This is a genomic window from Streptomyces sp. NPDC048461 (assembly GCF_055587105.1).
Window position 1 is genome coordinate 1 of sequence record NZ_JBVJGW010000015.1, and the last position, 20039, is coordinate 20039.

Consider the following 20039-nt stretch of genomic DNA (forward strand, 5'->3'; position numbering starts at 1 on the left):
CCACCCCCCCCCCCCCCCCCCCCCCGGGACCCCCCCCCCCCCCCGCGGCCCCCCCCCCCCGCCCGCCCCCCCGGGGGGGGGGGGGGCCCCGCCCGGCCCCCCCCCCCCGCCCCCGGGCCCGTGCGCAGGTGGCCGCCGCGGGGTGTCAGCCGGCGGGCGCGGCCGGCCGGAGCACCACCGCGGGGCGGCAGCGGTCGTGCCGGGCGTTGTCCGGCCGGGCCCCGCTCAGCAGGGTCTGCTGCGCCGTGCGCAGGCCCGGTCCCGGTTCGATGCCGGTCTCCTCCACGACGGTGCGCCGGGCGCGGGCGTAGGCGTTCAGTGCTTCGGCGCGGCGCCCCGCCGTGGCCAGGGCGAGCATCAGCTGTTCGTGGAAGTCCTCGCGGAGGGGGTGGCGTGCGCAGAGTTCCTCGAGCTCGCCGACGACCTCGCGCGCCCGGCCCGTGCAGATGTCCGCGCCGATCCGGTCGTGCACCAGGGCCAGTCGTTCCTCCTCCAGGCGCACCGTGTAGTGCGCGGGAAGGGACGTCTGACCGAGGTCTCCGGGAGAGGTGCCCCGCCAGAGGGTCAGGGCTTGGTGAAACGATTTTGCCGAGGAGGTGCAGTCTCCCGCGGCGCGCTGGTCCCGCCCGAGGACGGCCAGCGCACGGAACCGGTCGAGGTCCAGATCGCCCGGTCGCACGCGCAGCAGATAGCCGTTCCCGGCGGTGAGCAGCAGCGGATGCCGCCGCGCGTCGCCGCCGCCGCGGCTGTGCGCGGGGTCCAGGACGCGCCGGAGGCCCGACACGTACATCTGGACGGCGGCCACGGCCGACGGCGGCGGCCGGTCGTCCCACAGCTCGCCGATCAGCGTGCAGATCGGGAAGCGCCGGTTCGCGTGGAGGAGCAGCAGGGTGAGCAGGGCGCGCCGCTTGAGGGACGTGGGCGTGCAGAGCACCCCCGCCCGGTGGACCTCCAGGGGGCCCAGGATCCGGTACGTCGGCCCGTCCGCCGGCACCGGTTCGTGCTCCGCGTCCCCGGGCGCGGCCGGCAGGCCGGGGGCGGTCCCCGTACAGCCGGGTAAGGAAGGGTCTGCCGAGGATCTTTCGGTTCTGGCCAGCATGATCTGACACCCCCGCGTAACCGGCGCGCCCTCGGGCGCGCTGTCCTGTCGGTCGGCACGCGGTAGGGCCTACCGGCGCTCACGACATGGATACGGGATCGATGGAGAGAGTGTCATGGGCTCGAACAAGCCAAGTTCGCCATCGGTGAGCCGGGACCGGCGCGTCGTCCCCTCTTACCGCTCCCGCTCAAACTCAGCCAAACATCCGGTCACCCGGACCGACTCGGGACTTCACCTTGGCAGGGGGCCGCCACGGGGTTAGCGTGCCTCGATCTCCTCCCGCCGAGCGCGTTCTTCCCGACCGTCGACACGTCGACCGATCCGCCGACAGATCCGCCGAACTGCTGTGAGAGGACCTCCATGCCCGCACGTCGCATCGCGGCGGCGACGGCCACCCTGGCCGCCGCGGTACTCGTTTCCCCCCTCCTGCTCGCCGGGACCGCCACCGCGGGAGCCGACGGCCCGGGCCGGGCCGGCAAGGGCGACGCGCTGGCGGCGAAGCTCGTCAGGGAGTCGACGGCCAAGGACGCCCTCCGCCACCTGAAGACCTTCCAGGCGCTGGCCGACTACAACGGCGGTACCCGTGTGGCGAGTTCCCGGGGGCACGAACAGTCGGCCGCCTACGTGGAAGCCGTGCTCAGGGGCGCCGGCTACCGGGTCTCCCGGCAGGCGTTCGACTTCGTCTACACCGACGACATCGCCGAGACCCTCACCGTGCTCTCGCCCGCGCCGCGCGACGTCACGGTCCAGCTGATGGCCTTCACCGCCAAGAGCCCCGAGGGCGGGGTGACCGCGGACGTGGCCGTCGTCCCGGTCGACACCGACGCCACCCACGGCTGCGAGCCCGCCGACTTCACCGCGGGCGCCTTCACCGGCCGGATCGCCCTGATCAAGCGCGGCGGCTGCTCCTTCGCCGTCAAGCAGGCCAACGCCCACGCCGCCGGCGCACTCGGCGCCGTCGTCTACAACAACACCACGGGAAAGATCAACGGCACCATCGGCGACGCGGCCCTCGCGAAGATCCCCACCGGCGGGATCAGCCAGGAGGACGGCGAGGCACTGGCCGCCGAGGCCGCCGCCGGCCCGGTCACGGTCACCCTCGACATCCACGAACTGCGCGAGAACCGCCGGACGTTCAACGTGCTCGCGGAGACCCGCGGCGGCGACGCGGCCGACACCGTCCTGCTCGGCTCCCACCTGGACTCGCTCCACGACAGCCCGGGCATCAACGACAACGGCTCGGGCTCGGCCGGCATCCTCCAGGTCGCGGTCAGGCTGGCCACGTCCCAGGACACGATCAAGAACAAGGTCAGGTTCGCCTGGTGGTCGGCCGAGGAGTTCGGCGTGCTGGGCTCGCAGGCGTACCTCGCCTCCCTGCCGGAGGAGCAGAAGGGGCAGCTCAGGCTCTACCTGAACTTCGACACGATCGCCTCCCCGAACGGCGCCTACTTCGTCAACGACGGCGACGACTCGGACGGCGTCGGAGCCGGCCCCGGCCCCGAGGGCTCCGCCCGGCTGGAGAAGGGCATCACGGACTTCCTGGACTCCAAGGGGATCCCGCACGAGGGCACCGACTTCACCGGACTCTCGGACTACGCCCCGTTCATCGCGGCCGGCATCCCGTCCGGCGGCACCTTCACCGGAGCCGACGGCATCAAGACCGAGCCCCAGGCCGCCCGGTTCGGCGGCCGGGCCGGTGTCGCGTACGACGTGAACCACCACACGGCCGGCGACGACATCACCAACATCGACCTGCGGGCGCTCGACGTCAACATCGACGTCATCGCCGATGCGGTCGGCCACTACGCGCACGACCTCGGCCCGCTCGCCCGGCCCGCGGGCGCGGCGCGAACGGACGGTGCCCGGAGCGGCGCTCCCGGCCCGCATGCCGGCCGGGGGCCCGTGACGGGGTAGCGGTCCTCCGCTCCCGTCCTCCCTGCGCGCGGAGACGTGCGCGGAGACGTGCGCGGAGACGTGGGCGGGGTCCTCAGGCGGGCGTCCGGGCCAGGGCGCGGTGCTCCGTGGGGCGGATCCCGAGGGTGCGTTTGAAGGCGACGCTGAGGGCGTAGGCGTTGGAGTAGCCGACCTGGCGGGAGACCGCGTCGACGGTGGCATCGGTGGAGGCCAGCAGATCGGCGGCGCGGCAGACCCGCCATTCGGCGAGGTAGGCCATCGGGGACCGGCCGACGGCGTCACTGAACCGGCGGGCGAACCGGGCCCGGGACACCCCCGTCTCCGCCGCCAGGGACGCGACCGTCCACGCGCGCGCCGGGTCTCCGTGGATCAGCTTCAGGGCCAGGCCGGCCACGGGGTCGCGGTGGGCCCGGTACCAGGCGGGGGCCTCGGCCTGGGGCAGCTCGAACCACTCGCGCAGGCTCGTGAGGAGCAGCAGGTCCAGCAGCCGGTCCAGGATGACCTGCCGGCCCGGGGCGTCCTTGCGCTGCTCCTGCTCGATCATGGTGAGCGGAAGACAGCCGTCCGGCACGGCGGGCACCAGGGCCAGCCGCGGCAGGGCGGTGAGGATCCGCTCGGAGACGGTGCCGCGCACCGGGTAGGCGGCCCTGAGCAGGACCGTGCCGGGCCCGTCCCCGTCGGAGGGCCCGGGCCCGCACATCGGCAGATCGTCCCCGGCGACGGGTGACCCGTCGGGCGTGGTGCACCACGCGTCGCCGCCCACGAGTGCGAACGGCTCCGTGTCCGGGGCGTCCGCGACGGTGTACGGCGCGGGGCCCGTCACGATCGCCACGTCGCCCGTGCGCAGCGCAACCGCTTCCCCGCCGTCCGGGGTCAGCCAGGCCTCGCCCCCGAGCATCGTGATCAGGGAGAGCGGGGGCCCGTCGAGGAACCGCAGGGACCACGGCGGGTTCACGACCGACTGGTCGAAGAGCGCCCCCTGGGCGCGGACGTCCTGGAGCAGCCCCGAGAGCGCGTCATCCATACCGCCGGAGCGTACCGGAAGCACCGCCGCGGGCCGGGGGAGGACGAGACGCACAGACATCGAAGGGAGATGATCAGCCATCGCCCGTCCACTCTCCGTCCGATGTACTGGGAGGCATGAACACCACCACCGACCCCAACGACACCATCGAATCCACCGAGACCACCGGCACCTCCCGCGTCCTCGTCCTGGGCGGCACCGGCAAGACCGGCCGCCGCGTCGCCGCGGAGCTCCGCCGGCGCGGCCAGGTGCCCGCCGTTGCCTCCCGCCGGGGTGCGGTCCGCTTCGACTGGGCGGACCGCTCGACCTGGCAGCCCGCCCTGACCGGCATCCACGCCGTGTACGTGGTCGACTCCCAGGGCCCCGACGCGCCCGCCGAGGTCGCCGGCTTCGCCGCTCTCGCCGCCGGCGAAGGGGTCCGCCGGCTGGTCCTGCTGTCGGCACGCGTCTGGGGCGAACTGACCGGCGCCGACCGCCTCGCCACGGAAGACGCCGTACGGGCATCGGGCCTGGAGTGGACGATCCTGCGCCCCGCCTGGTTCGCGCAGAACTTCACCGAGTTCGAATTCTTCGGATCCCTGCTGGGCGCCGGAGGCGAACTGCGCCTGCCCGCCGGCGAGGGCCGGGAGGCGTTCGTCGACCTGGACGACCTCGCCGAGGTGGCCGCCGCGGCCCTGACCGAGGACGGGCACGCGGGCCGGACGTACGTCCTCTCGGGCGCCCGCTCGCTGACCTTCGGGGACGCGGTCGCCGAGATCGCACGTGCAGCGGACCGGCCGCTGCGCTTCGTCCCGGTCACCGAGGACGCCTACCGTGCGGAGCTCGCCGAGGCCGGCCACCCCGGCGCCGTCGTGGACGAGATGATCACGGTGCTCCGCCACGTCCGCGAGCAGCGGGGCGCCGAGCCGACGGACGGCGTGCGCGAAGCGCTGGGCCGCGCACCGCGCGACTTCACGGACTACGTCCGCCGCACCGACTTCTCCACCCGTTAGCCGGGCGCTTCGGCGGGCCCGGCCGGGGTATCCGTACAGGGTCGTCCCGTGCTTCCCACGCTTCCCGTGCTCCACCTGATCCACGTGCCTCCCACGCTTCACGGCAGCGGGGGCAGGGGCGGGGGCGGCGCCGGGGCGAGCCGGGGCGACCCCGCGCCTGATCGCACCGCTTCGTCGAAGGGCCGCCATGCGGACACCCACCGTTCTGATCTCCGGCGCGAGCATCGCCGGACCCGCGCTGGCCTACTGGCTCGCCGCGTACGGGTGGCGGCCCACCGTCGTCGAACGCTTCGACGCGCTCCGCGAGGACGGCCAGAACATCGACGTGCGCGGCGCGGGCCGCGAGGTCGCCCGCCGCATGGGCATCGAGGACGCCGTCCGCGCCGCCTCGACCGGGGAGACCGGTACCGAGTTCGTCGACGCCGCGGGCACCCCGCTCGCCCGCTTCGCAGCCGGAACGTCCGACTCCGGCGGCGCGACGGCCGAGCTGGAGATCCTGCGGGGCCAGTTGTCCCGCATCCTCGTCGACCGCACCCGCGACGCGACCGAGTACGTCTTCGGCAACCGGATCACGGCCCTCGACGAGGAGGAGGACGGGGTCACGGTCACCTTCGCCGACGGAACGCGGCGCGTCTTCGACCTGGTGGTCGTCGCCGAAGGCCTCCGCTCCCGCACCCGATCGCTGATCTTCCCCGACACCGGCTCCGACGCCGTGCGCGAACTCGGCTTCTACACCGCCTACCTCACCATCCCCCGTACGGCCGAGGACACCGACCTCTGGCGCTGGCACAGCGCCGGCCGGGGCCGCAGCGTCACCCTGCGCCCGGACAACCTCGGCACCATCCGGGCCACGCTCGCCTTCCTGTCCGACGTCCGCGGCCTCGACGAGATCGGCCGGGACGGCATCGTCACGGTCCTGCGCCGCACCTTCGCCGACGTCGGATGGGCGGCGCCCCGCGTGCTCGCCGCCCTCGACGACGCCCCGCTCTACTTCGACGCCGTGGGCCAGGCCCGGATGCCGTCCTGGAGCAGCGGACGGGCGGTCCTCCTCGGTGACGCGGCCTACTGCGCGTCCCCGATCAGCGGCATGGGTACGAGCCTCGCGCTGACCGGCGCCTACGTCCTCGCGGGCGAGCTCGCCGCCCACCCGTACCGCACCGCGTTCGCCCGGTACGAGGCGCTCATGCGCCCCTACGTCGACCAGGCCCAGAAACTCCCGCCCGGCACCCCCCGCATCGCCAACCCCCGCGGCCGCGCCGGGCTCGCCGCGATGAACACCGTGCTGAAGGTGGCCGGCAGCCCGGCCGCCGCACGCCTGGGCGGCCTGGCCTCCAGGCTGTTCACCCCGCCCGCCGACGCCATCGACCTGCCGTCCTACCCGCCCCACCACCCCGCCGGCTGACCGCGGAGGGGGTGCGCCGTCCAGCGCCCCGGCATCCCCGGCGGACCGCGCGGACGCGCCTGCTGGTAACTTCTACAGCATTGTAGAAATTGGTGGTTCCGGGCTCCGGCCCGGAGCCACCACCCGACGCATACGGAGTGGGCATGGCCCTGTGGGACCGGTTCAAGGAATCCGCATCGACGATGCAGACCCAGCTGATGGCGAAGAAGAACGACCTCAAGAGCGGTGCGTTCCGCGACGCGAGCATGGCGATGTGCGCACTGGTCGCCGCGGCCGACGGCACGGTCGACGCGTCCGAACGGGCCCGCGTGGCCCAGCTGATCGCCACCAACGAGGTGCTGCAGAACTTCGACGCCCTCGACCTCCAGCGGCGCTTCGACGCGAACCTCGACACCCTCGCGGCCGACTTCGACTTCGGCCGGGTCGCGGTCCTCCAGGAGGTCGCCAAGGCGAAGAAGAAGCCCGCCGAGGCCCGTGCGGTCGTCCAGATCGGGATCGTCATCGGCGGCGCGGACGGCGACTTCGACAAGACCGAGCAGGCCGTCGTCCGGGAGGCCTGCTACACGCTGGGTCTGCCGCCCCACGAGTTCGACCTCTGACCGCTGGACACCCTCTAGGCGGGACACCCCCGAGCCCGAACAGCGCGCCGGGCGTAAGGGCAGCGGCCGGCGGGCATCAAGCCCGGTAACCGACCCTGGAGGGAACGGGCGTGGAAATCTCCGGAATCATCAGCGCGATCTTCATCGGCATCGTCATCGGTGTGCTCGGCCGCCTGGCCCTGCCGGGTCGCCAGCACACCGGCATCCTGTGGACCATCGCCATCGGCATCGCCGCCGCACTCGTCGGCACCGTCATCGCCTCGGCGTTCGGTGTCGCGGACACCGGGGGCGTCGACTGGATCGAGTGGGTCATCCAGATCGCCCTCGCCGCCGCGGGAGTCGCGGCCTTCGAACGCGTCAAGGGCCGCTGAGCCCGACCCCGCTCCCCGATCTCGACCCGCTCCCCGATCTCGACCCCGACCCCGACCCCGGCCCCGGCCCCGGCCCCGGCCCCGGCCCCGGATCCGGGGCCGGGGTCCCGGTACGGCGGCACGGGCCGGGAAACGGTCCTGCCCGCAGCGGTCAGGCGGCGAAGCGGCGGTTGCCGGTGAGCGACCACACCGCGGAGATCCGGCCGTCCGTGACCGCGAACATGTCGATGCCGCTCTTGACGATGATGTCGCCGTCGCCGGCGGCGTGGCTCTCGATCCACCGGCAGGCCATCTCGCCGCGCTCGGAGTCGATCAGCGGCGCGGCGTCGGCGGCGAACGTCAGGCCGGTGAGGGCCTGGCTGTTGTTCGAGATGAACGCCGTCAGCTCGTCCTGCCCGAACGTCTTGGCGGAGCCGGTGCCGTCGAAGTCGTCCGCGAAGTGCAGCCGGAAGTCGGGGGAGAGGATCTGCGCCGCGGGGGCGATGTCTCCGTTCCAGAGCGCCGTCCAGCCCTCCACGAGCCGGGTTCCGGCCTCCCGGGTCAGCGGCGCGGAGTCGGTGGCGGGGATCGTCGTCACAGACATGGTTGCCTTCCGTGGTTCGGGTTCGTGGTCACCCAGACTCCGGGCCGAGGGCGACAACCCCCTGTCGGTGTTTAACCCTCCCGACGGCGGCTCAAGCGAAACCATAGAGTTCGTCGAGTGCGACGAAAGCGCTTCCCAAGGACTCCAGTTCGGACAGGTCCCCCGGACGCGGCTCCACCGTTTCCTCCAGGGCCCGTGCCGCGCGGATGCGGTCGAGGCGGAACCCCCGCACCACGGAGTGCTGCCGGCACCAGCCGATCAGGTACCAGTGCTCGCCTCCGAGGAAACCCAGGGGTTCGACGGTGCGCTCGGTGAGTTCGTCCTTCGCGTCGGCGTACCGCAGGTGCAGCAGACGCCGGTTCGAGAGCGCCTCGCGCAGGGTGTGCGGGACCGCTGACGGCCGGGCGGGCTTCACGGCGAGCCGCACGCGGGCGGCGAGCTCGCGCGCGGCCTGGAGTTCGCGCTGCGGCATGACGGCGAGCACCTTGTGCAGCGCCGAGCGGGCGTCCGCGTCGAACGGCGTCCCCGACAGCCCGTGCAGGGCGACGGCCAGCGCCGCCGCCTCGGCCGGCGTGACGGCCAGGGGCGGCAGCGTGTGCTCCTTGTCCACCACGTACCCACCGCTGCGCCCCGGTTCGGCGTACAGCGGGACACCGGACTGCTGCAGGGCGCTGAGGTCGCGCTCGATCGTGCGGGCGCTGACACCGAAGCGCTCGGCGAGCCACCGGGCGCTGCGCGGCCGGGGCGAGACCGCACGCAGCTCCTCCACGAGGGCGTACAGACGCTCGGTACGGTTCACAGCCAGGACCGTAGCCGATCCCCGGGACCGCACGACGGTGGTTCCGCCCCGAGAGCCGGGACATCCGGACCTGTGGGCGGCCGGGGCCATCAGGCTTTGCTCCACCCGGCCGTGCTGGAGAACGAGTCGAGCAGGTCCACCACGAAGATCAGGGTCGAGCCCGCCGGGATCAACGGCGAGGGCGACTGCTTCCCGTAGCCGAGACGCGGGGGAACGATGATCTCGCGGCGGCCGCCGACCCTCATCCCCCTCACCCCCCGGTCCCACCCCTTGATGACCTTGCCGCTGCCCAGGGCGAACTTGTACGGCAGGCCCCGGTCCCAGGAGGCGTCGAACTCCTTCCCGGACTCGAAGGTCACCCCGACGTAGTGGACCCTGACCACCATGCCCGACGTCACCTCGACCCCGTCCCCGACGACCAGGTCCCGGACGGTCAGTTCGGTGGGAGCGTCACCCTCGGGAACACGGACCTCGGGCTTCGTCGGTTCACTCATCGCCGCCTCATCACTCTTCGCTCTTCGTCGGAAGCCCGCGCACGGACCTGCCGGACCCGCGGACCCTCCGTCCGGCACGGGATCACGCTACCGAGTCGGCGGGGGTGGCCGGTCCTGCGGCGGCGGGGACTGACCGTCACGCCGCCGCGCGGAGTGCGCACGTGCTGCGTCGCCCGATGCCCTCCGGCCGCTCTCCGCCGGCCCTCCGTCCCTCCTCCGGCGCGCAGTTGGTAGGGAAAACCCGACCACGAGGTCTCGACCTGGCCGTCATGACGGTGCCCCGGCGCGCCGCTGGAATGGACGGGTGCTCACTCATCTGGTTCGTCAGCCACGGAACACCAGGGCCCTGTGGAGCGGGGGATGGCTCCTCGCCGCCGTATGGGCCGCCGGATTCCCGCTCGTCTCCACGCTGGAGACCCACCGCTTCTGGGGCGTCAGCGCCGGCGTCGGCTACCTGAGCGCGGCCGCGGTCACCCTGTGGGGACCGCGGGGCGCCCGGAAGGCCTCGGTCGTCCTGGCTCTCGCCGGCGCCGTCGCCGTACCGTTCCTGTACCTCCTGGCGACGGGCGGCGCGCAGAGCGAGGTCGCGGTGATCGAGCGCTCGGGCGCGCTCCTGATGCACCGGGCCACCCCGTACCTGGCCGATCCCCGCACGGTCTTCGAGGTCACCCCGTACCTGCCCGGGATGGCGGTCTTCGGCCTGCCCCGTGCGCTGTTCGGGACCGAGGGCCTGCTGCCCCGGCTGCTGGGTGACGCCCGACTGTGGTGTGCGGCCGCCTTCTTCGCCTGTCTGTGGGGCGGGCGCCGGGTGCTGCGGCTGCCCGCCGGCCGCGGTCCCGCCTCCGACGGCACGCCCCTGCCGTACGGGACGGCGCTGGGCGCGCTCACCGCTTCGCCGGTCGTGGCGCTGCCCCTGTGCGTCAGCGGGGTCGATCTGCCGCTGGTGGGCCTGCTCGTACTGGCCCTGGCATGCGCCGTGCGCCGGCGTCCGGCCGCCGCGGGTCTCGTGCTCGCCGCCGCGTGCTCCCTGAAGTGGACGGCGTGGCCCGCCGTCGCCGTCGCCGTGTCCGTGCTCGCCTGCACCGCAGGGCGCCGGGCCGCCCTGCGCTGCGCCGGGATCTCCGTGGCCGGCACGGTCCTGCTGCTGCTCCCGAGCGCGCTGCTCTCGCCGGGCCCCATGGTCGAGCAGGTGCTGGCCTTCCCCACCGGGCGCGGCGAGCTGCGCACGCCGGCGAGCAGTCCGCTGCCGGGCCGGCTGCTCGCCGACCTGGGGCCCGCCGGGTGGTACGCGGCCGTCGGTCTGCTGCTCGTCGGCGGGCTCGCCGTGGGCCTGTCCCTCGTGCTGCGGCCCCCCGCGGACCTGGTGGCGGCCGCCGACCGGCTGGCCGCGGGCTTCTGCGTGGCCTTCCTGCTGGCCCCCGCGGGGCGGTTCGGGTACCTCGCCCTCCCGGTGGTGCTGGTGGTCTGGGCGCGGCTCGTCCGCGGCGGGCGGCGGCGGGCCCCGGCGGCCAGTCTCCTCGTACGGGGCGCCCGGCCGGTTCGCCCCGAGCTGTCGACGGGGGGTGTGCGGTGATCGGCCCGGTCCGCTCGCGGCGTACGGGCGCGGTCGCCGCCGCGCTGCGCTGGAGCGCGCCCAGGCTGACGTGCGTGGAGGACGAGGTCGCCGGGCTGGGAGAGCTGGTGCGGCCCGGCGCCGTCTGCGTGGACGTCGGCGCCGAGTACGGGCTGTACACCTGGGTGCTGTCGGCGCTGGCGGGCCCGACCGGCCAGGTGCACAGCGTCGAGCCGCTGCCCGGGCCGGCGCGCTGGCTGCGCACGGCCTCCCGGGTGCTCGGATCGGACAACGTGACCGTCCACCGGACGGCCCTGGCCGCCCGGGCGGGGCACGGGACGCTCAGCCTGCCCCGGCGCCGCGGACTGCCGGTGCACGGCCGGGCCTACCTCACGCGGGACGCCGACGGACCGGGCCCGAACGCCGAGTTCCGCACCTCCCGCCCGGTGTCCACACCGGTCCGCACCCTCGACCAACTGGCCCGGGAACAGGGCCTGGAGCGGGTCGAGTTCGTCAAGGCCGATGTTGAGGGCGCCGAGCTCGCCGTCCTGCGCGGCGGCGCGCGGACCCTGCGGCGCGACCGGCCCGCACTCCTGCTGGAGATCGAGGACCGGCACCTGGAGAAGTACGGATCGCGGCCCGCCGACCTCGTCCGGCACCTGGGGGAGTACGGCTACGCGGCCCACCGCTGGAGGCAGGGCCGCTGGGCAGCCGCGCCGCGGATCACCACCGACTGCCGGAACTACCTCTTCACCGCCTGAACCTCCCGCTCCCCCTCCTTTCCGTTCCTTCCCCTCACGTGAGGCATCGACGACCCCCATGGGCACCACACTGATCGTCACCAACGACTTCCCGCCCCGCCAAGGCGGCATCGAGACCTTCGTCCACGCGATGGCGACCCGCGTCCCGGACGACGACGTCGTCGTCTACACATCGAGCGAACAGGGCGCGGAGGCGTACGACGCCACCCTGCCCTTCCCGGTGATACGAGACCGCGCCCACATGCTGCTTCCCACGCCCCGCGTCACCCGCCGCACCCTGCAGATCGCGCGGGCGTACGGCTGCGACCGGGTCTGGTTCGGAGCGGCGGCGCCGCTCGCCGCGATGGCGCCCGCCCTGCGCAAGGGCGGGATCAGGCGGATGGTCGCGGCGACGCACGGACACGAGATCTGGTGGGCGCGCACCCCGGTGGCCCGGCGGCTCATGCGCAGGATCGGCGACCACGTCGACGTCGTCACCTACCTCGGCGAGTACACGCGCCGCCGCATCGCACCGGCGCTCGGGCCCGGGGCCCGGCTGGAGCGACTGGTACCGGGCGTGGACGCGGCCGAGTTCCGGCCCGAGGAGAGTGCCGCGCGCGCCGTGCGCGAGCGGCACGGCCTCGGTGACCGGCCGGTCGTGCTGTGCGTCTCGCGGCTGGTACCCCGCAAGGGCCAGGACGTGCTGATCCGGGCGATGCCGCTGATCCGGCGGTCCGTCCCGGACGCGGCGCTGGTGATAGTGGGACAGGGACCGCACGAGGACCGGCTGCGCGACCTCGCCCGGCGGCACGCCGGCGGCGACGTGGTGTTCGCCGGGGGCCGGGACCACGCGTCGACCGCCGGCTACTACGCGGCCGCCGACGTGTTCGCGATGCCCTGCCGGACCCGCAAGGCCGGCATGGAGGCCGAGGGGCTCGGCATCGTCTTCCTGGAGGCCGCGGCCAGCGGGCTTCCCGTCGTCGTGGGCGACTCGGGCGGTGCGCCCGACACGGTGCTCGCCGGAGTGACGGGCGCCGTCGTCGACGGACGGGACGTACGGGCCGTCGCCGGCTCGGTGGTCCGCACCCTGCTCTCCCCCGAACGGGCCGAGATGGGCGAGGCCGGCCGGCGGTGGGTGGAGAAGCAGTGGTCCTGGGAGGCGTCGGCCCGCAGGCTCACCCGCCTCCTCACCCCTGAGGGGGACCGGGTCGGCACACCGGGACGGTCCGACTGACGCGTCCGTCTCAGGGCCCGGGGTCCTCGCCCCGCAGATGGGCGAGGACGGCCAGCACCCGCCGGTTGCCCTCGGTCGGATCGAGGTCCAGCTTCATGAAGATGTTGCTGGAGTGCTTGACCACCGAAGCCTCGGTGATGGAGAGCCGCTGGGCGATGGACTGGTTGTTGAGTCCTTCCGCCATCCGGCCCAGCACCTCCCGCTCCCGCGGCGTGAGCCGCTCCAGCGGTTTCCCGGCGCTCTGCTGCAGGAGCAGCACCCGGACCACCTCCGGGTCGATGACCGTCCGGCCGTCCGCGACCCGGTCCAGGGCGTCGAGGAACTCCGACACCTCGCCGACCCGGTCCTTGAGCAGGTAGCCCAGCCCTCCCGCGACCGAGGAGCCGCCGCTGAACAGCTGGGTGGCGTACGCCGTGGCGACGTACTGGGAGAGGACCAGCACCGGCAGGCCCTCGTACCGGGACCGCAGGTCGAGGGCGGCCCTGAGGCCCTCGTCGTGGAAGTCCGGAGGCATCCGCACATCGGTGATGACCACGTCGGGACGGTGCTCGTCCACCGCGCGGGACAGCTCCCCGGCATCGCCCACGGCGGCGACCACCTCGTGGCCGACCCGGGACAGCAGCTCGACCAGTCCGGCGCGCAACAGCACCGAGTCCTCGGCCAGTACTAGGCGGAGCACGGAACCTCCACACGGAGCTGGGTGGGTCCGCCGACCGGACTGGTCACGATGAGCCTGCCTTTCAGAATGGCCACGCGGTCGGCCAGACCCTGAAGTCCGGCCCCGGCCGTGGGATCGGCGCCGCCGTGCCCGTCGTCGGTGATCAGCAGGACGAGACGGTCGCCCTTGAGCCGCCCGACGACGGCGACCTGGTCGGCGCCGCTGTGCTTGGAGGCGTTGGTCAGGGCCTCGGTGATGGTGAAGTACGCCATCGTCTCCACGGACGTGGGCATCCGGTGCGGCAGATCGATGTCGACGGTCACCGGGATGGGATTGCGCAGGGCGAGCTCGGCGACGGCGGCGGGCAGCCCGTGGTCGGTGAGCACCTGGGGGTGGATGCCGCGCACGAGTCCACGCAGCTCCGCCAGGGCCTGGCGGGCCTCCCCGCGCGCCCGCGCGATGAAGGGCGAGGCCGGCGAGTCCTGCCCGCGCAGCTCCAGTTCGGCGAGGCCCAGGGTCATGCTCAGCGCGACGAGCTGCTGTTGGGCGCCGTCGTGCAGATCGCGCTCGATGCGCCGCCGCTCGGCCTCGAACGCGTCGATCAACCGGGCCCTGGAGCGGGTGAGTTCGATGACCCGGCTGCTGAGGTCCTCCTCGCGCGCCGAGAGCAGGAACTGCGCGACCCGCACCTGCGCCCCGGCGAGCAGGCCGCCCGCGTACGTGCACACCAGCAATCCGACCAGCCCGGCGCCGGTGCCCGGAAGCGCGGCCACCGGGTCGGAGATCGCCTGACCCGGAACCAGCATCACCGTGTCGGGGGAGATGGCCCACACGATGACCGGCGCCACCGTCAGCATCAGCGAGAGTCCGAGGAGCGCCGTGAAACCGATCCCGGTGGCGGTGAACACCACCCCGTACACGAGGGCGTACGCGAGCTCCCGCCACGTCGCCCGCTCCCGCAGCCGGGTCCGCAGCCAGGGCAGGGCGCCGGTGCCGGGCAGCGAGCCGTGCGGGTCGAGCAGGGCCTCCGGTTCCACGATGCGCAGGCGCCGCCGTTCCAGGGCGGCGACCGGGATGCCGTAGACGGCGGCGCCCATGAGCACGACGAGGCCGACGCCCACCACCGACAGCCCCACGCCGACGAAGAGCAGCGCGGCGAGACCGAGCAGGACCAGGAAGCCCAGCACCGTCCCGCTGAGGAGGAACGCCCAGGCGCGCAGCGGCCAGACGGAGAGGGGGAAGCGCAGGGGCCGCCGTCGCAGGGCTTCCCAGACGGCGACGGTCATGGTGCGGATTCTCCTGGTGGTCGGGTCGGATGCCGCTGCGCGGTCGCGCCGGATCATCCCGGTCCTGATCCGACCCTACCCTCCGCGGCGAAGGCCCGATGGTAGGGAAAACCCTCCCCCCGGGACTCCGTGCAGGGCCACTGCGTCCCGTGGGGGTCCTCTGCTGAACTGGGGTCATGTCACTGCTCACCGACATCCAGCTGCCAGCCGTCCACCTCGCCTCCGTTTCCAAGAGCTACCCCAGCGCCGCGGGACCCGTCCCCGTGCTCCACGAGGTCAGCGTCGGCTTCCCGGCCCGCGCCCTCACCGCGGTCATGGGTCCCTCCGGCTCGGGCAAGACCACCCTGCTGCACTGCGCGGCCGGGCTGGACCGGCCCGACAGCGGCAGGGTCTTCCTCGGCGACACGGATCTCGCGGCGTGCAGCGAACGGCAGTTGACGGAGGTGCGGCGCAGCCGCATCGGCTTCGTCTTCCAGCAGTTCAACCTGCTGCCGATGCTCACGGCGTACGAGAACGTGGCGCTGCCGCTCCGGCTCCAGGGCGGGCGCGTCAAGCGCGCCCAGGTCATGGAGGCGCTGCGCCAGGTGGGCCTGGAGGACAAGGCCGGACGGCGCCCGGCGCAGCTCTCCGGCGGACAGCAGCAGCGGGTGGCCATCGCCCGCACCCTGGTCGCCGAACCGGAGATCGTCTTCGCGGACGAGCCCACCGGCTCGCTCGACCGCCAGAGCGGACGGCAGATCATGGCCCTGTTGCGGGACACGGTCGACCGGGCGGGCCGTACGGTTGCCATGGTCACGCACGATCCGGCGGCCGCCGCCTGTGCGGACCGGGTGATCTTCCTCTCGGACGGCAGGGTCGTGGGGCGGCTCGACCACCCGACGGCCGAAGCGGTCGCCCGGCAGCTGAGCCTGTGGGAGCGCTGATGTGGCGCATCTCGCTCCAGTCGGTACGGCACTACCGCGCACTGTTCGCCGGTTCCTTCGTCGCGCTCGCCCTCGGTGTGGCGCTGATCGGAGTGTGTGCGTCCGCGCTGGCCGCCACCTGGGCGGTGGAGCAGCCGGAGCGCACCGCCGCGGCGTCCGTGACGCTCACCGACGGCACGGGCGCGGCCCGCACCCTCTCCAGCGGTGAGCTGGACATGGGCGGTGTGCAGAGCGTGCTGGCGATCGCCGGAGTGGTCTCCGCGTTCGTGACGGTCTTCGTCATCGCCGGTACGTGCGCGTTCAGCATCGCCCTGCGCCGCCGCGACATGGGGCTGCTCCGGCTCGTCGGAGCCGGCGGCCCGCAGGTGCGCCGCATGGTGATGGGCGAGTCCCTCGCGGTCGCCGTACCCGCCGCACTGGTGGGCTGCGTGGTCGCGGCCGTGGCCGCCCCCCACGCCGTGGACGCCCTGAACGGCACGGGCTTGTCGCCGGTCGATTTGCGACCGGGACCGGTCTTCTGGCCCCTCGTCCTCGCGGCGGGAAGCGGCCTGTTCATCGCCGTGGCAGGGGTGCTCGCCGCGTCGAAGCGCGCGGCCCGGGTGCGGCCCACGGAAGCGCTGCGCGAAGCCGACCTGGACTCGCACACGATGACCGCCGGCCGTGCGGTGACGGGCGTACTGACGCTCGCGGGCGGAGCGGTGATGGTCTGGCTCGCGCCCGGCGCGGGCGCCGAGGCGGCGACCCCGCTGGCGCTGTTCGGGACCATGGCACTGGCCGTCGCGGCCACCCTGCTGGGCCCCTTGTACCTTCCGGCGCTGCTGCGGATCGTCTCGCTGCCCCTGCGCTGGGCCGACCCGGTCGCCGGGCGGCTCGCGGCGGAGGCGGCCGGCACCTCGCGGCGGCGTACGGCATCGCTGGTGGGGCCGGTACTGGCGATCGTGGCGATCGTCGGGGTGTTCACCACCGTCATGTCCACGACCGGCGCCGCCACCGAGGCCGACGACCGGGCCCGCACGACCGCGCAACTCGTCGTGGAGGCCTCCGGGGAGGACGGTCTGACCGCGGACGAACTGGCCGCGCTGCGTGCCGACGAGCGGGTGGCGGCGGTGTCCGCCCTCGCGCCGGTGGAGATCGCGGTGGCCGGACCGCACTCCGTGTGGAAGGACCAGGCGGCCGTCGCCGACCCGGTCGCGCTCGCGCGCGCCCACCGGATCAGCGCCGCCGAGGGGGCCGTCGGGCCGCTGCGGCCCGGTGAGGTGGCGGTGTCCAAGGAGTTCGCCGACTGGTACGGCCACCACGCGGGCGGTGAGGTCACCTACGGGACGTTCGGCGGGAAGCCGGTCCGCGCCCGGGTGTCCGCGGTGCTGGACGGCGGGTCCGCGGTACCCCACGTGCTGCTGTCCGCCGAATCCGCCGGCGCGGCGGCCGCACCGGAGCGGGCGTACGTCGTACTGGACCCGGCGGCGGCCGGTTCCGCGGAGGCCGTCGCCGGGGAGCTGGCCCAACGGCTGGGCCCGGACCGGGTGAAGGTCACGCCGACCGGCCTGTGGTTCGACGGAGCCGCCACCGACCAGGACCGGCTCAACCGGCTGGTGCTGCTGGTCCTGACCGGACCCGCGTCGCTGTACGCGCTGATCGCCGTGGCGAGCACGCTGGTGATGGCGTACAGCCGACGCGGCCGGGAGATCGCGAGCATGCGCATGATCGGAGTGAGCTCGGGGCAGCTGCGCAGGATGGCGCTGTGGGAGACCCTCGGTACCACCCTGGTCGGGATCGGCGTCGCGGCCGTGGTGGTCGCACTCGGCGCCCGGGCCTACCGCGGGGCGCTGACGGTCTTCGGCGGCGAGGTTCCGCTGAGTGTTCCGTGGGCCCTGCTGGGGTCCCTGGCGGGCGCCTGTCTGCTGGTGGGGGTGACCGTGAGCCTGTCGGCCGTCGGGAGGCAGGTGCGGCACGGCGGAGTGGCCGCTGTCACTTCGCGTGAGTGAACAGGGAGGGCGGGTGGCGGCAGGGCGGCTCGCGTAGCGTTGCCCGCCCGGCCGCCCCTATGCTGGGCGCCCCCAGACGTACAGGTCTGGTTCAAGGGCACCGTTCGCCGGCCGGGACCGTCGAACGGCACGATCCTCACGAGCAGGAGTCTTCATGCGCGTCGCGATCGCCGAGGATTCCGCGCTCCTGCGAGCAGGAATAGTGCGGCTGCTGGCGGACGAGGGAATAGAAGTCGTCGCCTCCATGGGCGACACCACCAATGTGCTCAGCGTCGTCGAGAGTTTGCGTCCCCACGTGGTGATTCTCGATGTCCGCATGCCGCCCACCTACACCGACGAGGGCATCCGCGCGGCCATCGAGATCCAGCGCCGCTGCGCGGACACGGCGGTCCTGCTCCTGTCCCAGTACGTCGAGCCCACGTACGCGGAAGAACTCGTCCGCAACGCCACCGGCGGTACCGGATATCTGCTCAAGCAGCGCGTCGGGGACTTCGACGAGTTCCTCTCGGCGCTCCAGCGAGTCCGGCGCGGCGAAACGGTTCTGGACTCCGACATCTTCAAGCAGTTCATCGGCAGTCCGCGGGAGAAGCGCGCCACCGACCTGTTGACGCCGCGTGAACGCCAGGTACTGGAACTCATGGCGACCGGCCTCACGAACAGCGGAATCGTCAACCGGCTCGGAATCTCCGAACGGGCCGTCGAAAAGCACGTCACTTCCATCCTGGGCAAGCTGAAGATCCCGAACACGGGGGAGAACCACCGGCGCGTGCTGGCGGTACTCGACTATCTGCGCGGAATCGAACGGCTGCAAGACAGCGCTGAATGAAATGTAGCTGAATGAAATGTAGTGGTTCGTAGCACCGTGAAACTGCCGAATCCATATCGCGTCGCGGCCGGCCTCATCTACCTCTCCGTCGGCAGCCTCGTCGGCCTGCTCGTCGCCCCGCTCGTCCTGATCTCCCTGGCGCTGCGCGCCGTTTCCTGGCTGCTGCTGGTCGGGCTGCCGACGTCGTTCGCCCTGTGCCTCCGGGGCGCCGCCCGGCTGTCCCGCCTGTCCGGCCTGGTCCGGCCGGCCGGGGCGGACGCGGAGCCGGAGCGGCCGCCGGGGCAGGGCCAGGTGCTGCGCGAAGCCCTGCGGGAGGTCCCCGCTCGGATGGCCGCCCTGCGCGACGGCCTCTCCTTCAGCCTGCCCCTGCTGCGTGCGGTCGCCGATCTGGAGCGGCTGCTGGCCCACTCCGTGGCGGGGGACTCCGGCGCGGGGGAGCCGCTGCACCCGGCGCCGCCGCTGCGCGAGGAGGGCCGCCGCGCCACCGAGTCGGCCAGCTGGGACGACATCGGCTATCTGGGCCTGCTGCTGCTCGGCACGGTCTGGCTGCTCCCGTTCGCGGCCCTGACGATTCCCGTCGTCGCCTTCGTCGTGGCGCTGCCCTTCGGCGCGCCCGAGCAACTGGCCTTCGGCCCGGGCAACACCATCCTGGTCGCGGAGCCCGGCACGCGCGTGCTGGTCGGGCTCGCCGCCCTGCTCGCCTTCACCGCGCTGCTCGCGCTGCTGTTCTGGATGGGCAAGCTCCGGGCACGCATGGTGCGCGGAATACTCAGCCGCATCGACGAGGCGGAGGCGCAGCGCCGGGAACAGGCGGCGGAGCGCCAGCGCATCGCGGCCCTGCGCGTCAACGACGCCGACTACCGCCGGCTGGAGCGGGATCTGCACGACGGGGCCCAGGCCCGGCTGGCCGTTCTGCTGATGAACCTTTCGCACGCGAAGAGCCGCAGGGCCGACGACGCCGCCTATCTCGCGAAGCTGGTCGACGAAACCCATCAGGAGATACGGACGGCGCTCGACGAGATACGCGACCTCGTCCGGGGAATCCAGCCGCCCATACTCAGCGACCGGGGCCTCGACGCGGCCGTCACGGCCTTGACCGAGCGGTTCCACGTACCCGTCAGCGTGTCCAGCAACCTGGACCGGAGGCCGGACGTGGGCGTGGAATCGACGGCCTATTACATCGTTGCCGAATGCCTCGCCAATACGGTCAAGCACGCGTCGGCGACCCGCATTCAGGTGAGCCTGGAGCAGTACGACAGCCACCTCGTCGTCTCCGTGTCGGACGACGGCACCGGAGGGGCCTCCCTGAGCTCCGGAACCGGCCTGCGGGGCCTCGAGGACCGGGCCGCCGCGTTGAGCGGATGGCTGGAGGTCGCGAGTCCGCCGGGTGGCCCCACCCGGGTCAAGGCCACCTTGCCCTGGCCCAAGAACACCGTCTGACCTGCGTGTTTTCCTCACATCGAAAGCCCTTGCCCTTCCTCGATCGAGTGACCGAGGATGTGGGGGTACGGGTAGCCGCACCCCATGGGGTGCGGCTACCCGTACCGAAGGCGCTCAA

At 73.3% G+C, this 20039-nt stretch carries 19 protein-coding genes; 12 read left to right on the forward strand and 7 right to left on the reverse strand.

The genetic code is table 11. The features are described 5' to 3' along the window. Positions 1-145: 145 nt before the first annotated feature. The gene (locus tag ACZ6S8_RS24580) at positions 146-994 is read right to left on the reverse strand and encodes an AfsR/SARP family transcriptional regulator (protein ID WP_469459088.1); all 849 of its coding nucleotides are present in this window, start codon (positions 992-994) and stop codon (positions 146-148) included. 465 nt (positions 995-1459) lie between these two features. Here ACZ6S8_RS24580 and ACZ6S8_RS24585 point away from each other — a divergent pair, with 465 nt between their 5' ends. Then, a complete protein-coding gene (locus tag ACZ6S8_RS24585; protein WP_469459090.1) occupies positions 1460-3013 on the forward strand; it encodes a M28 family peptidase in 1554 nt (517 codons plus the stop codon). Between the two features lie 73 nt (positions 3014-3086). Here ACZ6S8_RS24585 and ACZ6S8_RS24590 read toward each other — a convergent pair whose 3' ends face one another. Next, entirely contained in the window at positions 3087-4037 is a 951-nt protein-coding gene (locus tag ACZ6S8_RS24590; protein ID WP_469459092.1) for an AraC family transcriptional regulator, read from the reverse strand. A gap of 116 nt (positions 4038-4153) precedes the next feature. Between ACZ6S8_RS24590 and ACZ6S8_RS24595 the strand changes: the two genes are divergently transcribed. The 4 genes from ACZ6S8_RS24595 (at position 4154) to ACZ6S8_RS24610 (ending at position 7401) form a co-directional block, all read left to right on the forward strand. Further along, positions 4154-5029 (forward strand): NAD(P)H-binding protein, encoded by an 876-nt coding sequence (locus tag ACZ6S8_RS24595; RefSeq protein WP_469459093.1) that lies wholly within the window; start codon positions 4154-4156, stop codon positions 5027-5029. Positions 5030-5216: 187 nt separating this feature from the next. Further along, a complete protein-coding gene (locus ACZ6S8_RS24600) occupies positions 5217-6431 on the forward strand; it encodes an FAD-dependent monooxygenase (RefSeq protein ID WP_469459095.1) in 1215 nt (404 codons plus the stop codon). 143 nt (positions 6432-6574) lie between these two features. Then, positions 6575-7030: a tellurite resistance TerB family protein gene (locus ACZ6S8_RS24605; RefSeq protein WP_469459097.1), complete on the forward strand. Its 456-nt coding sequence runs from the start codon at positions 6575-6577 to the stop codon at positions 7028-7030. 110 nt (positions 7031-7140) lie between these two features. After that, on the forward strand, positions 7141-7401 hold the full coding sequence (locus ACZ6S8_RS24610) for a GlsB/YeaQ/YmgE family stress response membrane protein (RefSeq protein WP_469459098.1): 261 nt from the start codon (positions 7141-7143) through the stop codon (positions 7399-7401). Between the two features lie 151 nt (positions 7402-7552). Here the strand turns inward: ACZ6S8_RS24610 and ACZ6S8_RS24615 are convergent, their stop codons facing one another. From ACZ6S8_RS24615 to ACZ6S8_RS24625, 3 genes are all read right to left on the reverse strand, one after another. Further along, positions 7553-7984, reverse strand: a complete 432-nt coding sequence (locus tag ACZ6S8_RS24615) for a nuclear transport factor 2 family protein (RefSeq protein ID WP_469459100.1) — start codon at positions 7982-7984, stop codon at positions 7553-7555. Between the two features lie 91 nt (positions 7985-8075). Beyond that, entirely contained in the window at positions 8076-8783 is a 708-nt protein-coding gene (locus tag ACZ6S8_RS24620) for a helix-turn-helix transcriptional regulator (protein WP_469459102.1), read from the reverse strand. Between the two features lie 89 nt (positions 8784-8872). Further along, positions 8873-9277 (reverse strand): FKBP-type peptidyl-prolyl cis-trans isomerase, encoded by a 405-nt coding sequence (locus ACZ6S8_RS24625; RefSeq protein WP_469459104.1) that lies wholly within the window; start codon positions 9275-9277, stop codon positions 8873-8875. 304 nt (positions 9278-9581) lie between these two features. Here ACZ6S8_RS24625 and ACZ6S8_RS24630 point away from each other — a divergent pair, with 304 nt between their 5' ends. The 3 genes from ACZ6S8_RS24630 to ACZ6S8_RS24640 are packed head-to-tail and all read left to right on the forward strand — an operon-like array spanning position 9582 to position 12803. Next, on the forward strand, positions 9582-10850 hold the full coding sequence (locus ACZ6S8_RS24630; RefSeq protein WP_469459105.1) for a glycosyltransferase 87 family protein: 1269 nt from the start codon (positions 9582-9584) through the stop codon (positions 10848-10850). Continuing rightward, entirely contained in the window at positions 10847-11590 is a 744-nt protein-coding gene (locus ACZ6S8_RS24635) for an FkbM family methyltransferase (RefSeq protein ID WP_469459107.1), read from the forward strand. The genes ACZ6S8_RS24630 and ACZ6S8_RS24635 overlap by 4 nt, the downstream gene beginning before the upstream one ends. Before the next feature lie 58 nt (positions 11591-11648). Beyond that, positions 11649-12803, forward strand: a complete 1155-nt coding sequence (locus tag ACZ6S8_RS24640; protein ID WP_469459109.1) for a glycosyltransferase family 4 protein — start codon at positions 11649-11651, stop codon at positions 12801-12803. A gap of 10 nt (positions 12804-12813) precedes the next feature. Here ACZ6S8_RS24640 and ACZ6S8_RS24645 read toward each other — a convergent pair whose 3' ends face one another. Continuing rightward, entirely contained in the window at positions 12814-13482 is a 669-nt protein-coding gene (locus ACZ6S8_RS24645) for a LuxR C-terminal-related transcriptional regulator (RefSeq protein WP_469459111.1), read from the reverse strand. Beyond that, positions 13470-14747, reverse strand: coding sequence for a sensor histidine kinase (locus ACZ6S8_RS24650; RefSeq protein WP_469459112.1), 1278 nt, complete (start codon positions 14745-14747; stop codon positions 13470-13472). The genes ACZ6S8_RS24645 and ACZ6S8_RS24650 overlap by 13 nt, the downstream gene beginning before the upstream one ends. Positions 14748-14923: 176 nt before the next feature. Between ACZ6S8_RS24650 and ACZ6S8_RS24655 the strand changes: the two genes are divergently transcribed. The 4 genes from ACZ6S8_RS24655 (at position 14924) to ACZ6S8_RS24670 (ending at position 19921) form a co-directional block, all read left to right on the forward strand. Further along, the gene (locus tag ACZ6S8_RS24655) at positions 14924-15670 is read left to right on the forward strand and encodes an ABC transporter ATP-binding protein (protein WP_469459114.1); all 747 of its coding nucleotides are present in this window, start codon (positions 14924-14926) and stop codon (positions 15668-15670) included. After that, positions 15670-17655 carry an FtsX-like permease family protein gene (locus ACZ6S8_RS24660; RefSeq protein WP_469459116.1) on the forward strand — a complete coding sequence of 662 codons (1986 nt, stop codon included), beginning with the start codon at positions 15670-15672 and terminating at the stop codon, positions 17653-17655. The genes ACZ6S8_RS24655 and ACZ6S8_RS24660 overlap by 1 nt, the downstream gene beginning before the upstream one ends. A 154-nt stretch (positions 17656-17809) precedes the next feature. Then, positions 17810-18481 carry a response regulator transcription factor gene (locus tag ACZ6S8_RS24665; RefSeq protein ID WP_469459118.1) on the forward strand — a complete coding sequence of 224 codons (672 nt, stop codon included), beginning with the start codon at positions 17810-17812 and terminating at the stop codon, positions 18479-18481. A 21-nt stretch (positions 18482-18502) separates the two neighbouring features. After that, positions 18503-19921 carry a sensor histidine kinase gene (locus tag ACZ6S8_RS24670; protein WP_469459119.1) on the forward strand — a complete coding sequence of 473 codons (1419 nt, stop codon included), beginning with the start codon at positions 18503-18505 and terminating at the stop codon, positions 19919-19921. The last annotated feature ends 118 nt before the right edge of the window (positions 19922-20039 follow it).

Bases quoted from the DNA above. Each gene is read 5' to 3' on its own strand.
- ACZ6S8_RS24665 (WP_469459118.1), top strand. From the start codon at position 17,810: ATGCGCGTCGCGATCGCCGAGGATTCCGCGCTCCTGCGAGCAGGAATA.
- ACZ6S8_RS24625 (WP_469459104.1), bottom strand. From the start codon at position 9,277: ATGAGTGAACCGACGAAGCCCGAGGTCCGTGTTCCCGAGGGTGACGCT.
- ACZ6S8_RS24650 (WP_469459112.1), bottom strand. From the start codon at position 14,747: ATGACCGTCGCCGTCTGGGAAGCCCTGCGACGGCGGCCCCTGCGCTTC.
- ACZ6S8_RS24605 (WP_469459097.1), top strand. From the start codon at position 6,575: ATGGCCCTGTGGGACCGGTTCAAGGAATCCGCATCGACGATGCAGACC.
- ACZ6S8_RS24640 (WP_469459109.1), top strand. From the start codon at position 11,649: ATGGGCACCACACTGATCGTCACCAACGACTTCCCGCCCCGCCAAGGC.
- ACZ6S8_RS24590 (WP_469459092.1), bottom strand. From the start codon at position 4,037: ATGGATGACGCGCTCTCGGGGCTGCTCCAGGACGTCCGCGCCCAGGGG.
- ACZ6S8_RS24655 (WP_469459114.1), top strand. From the start codon at position 14,924: ATGTCACTGCTCACCGACATCCAGCTGCCAGCCGTCCACCTCGCCTCC.
- ACZ6S8_RS24600 (WP_469459095.1), top strand. From the start codon at position 5,217: ATGCGGACACCCACCGTTCTGATCTCCGGCGCGAGCATCGCCGGACCC.
- ACZ6S8_RS24585 (WP_469459090.1), top strand. From the start codon at position 1,460: ATGCCCGCACGTCGCATCGCGGCGGCGACGGCCACCCTGGCCGCCGCG.
- ACZ6S8_RS24615 (WP_469459100.1), bottom strand. From the start codon at position 7,984: ATGTCTGTGACGACGATCCCCGCCACCGACTCCGCGCCGCTGACCCGG.
- ACZ6S8_RS24595 (WP_469459093.1), top strand. From the start codon at position 4,154: ATGAACACCACCACCGACCCCAACGACACCATCGAATCCACCGAGACC.
- ACZ6S8_RS24660 (WP_469459116.1), top strand. From the start codon at position 15,670: ATGTGGCGCATCTCGCTCCAGTCGGTACGGCACTACCGCGCACTGTTC.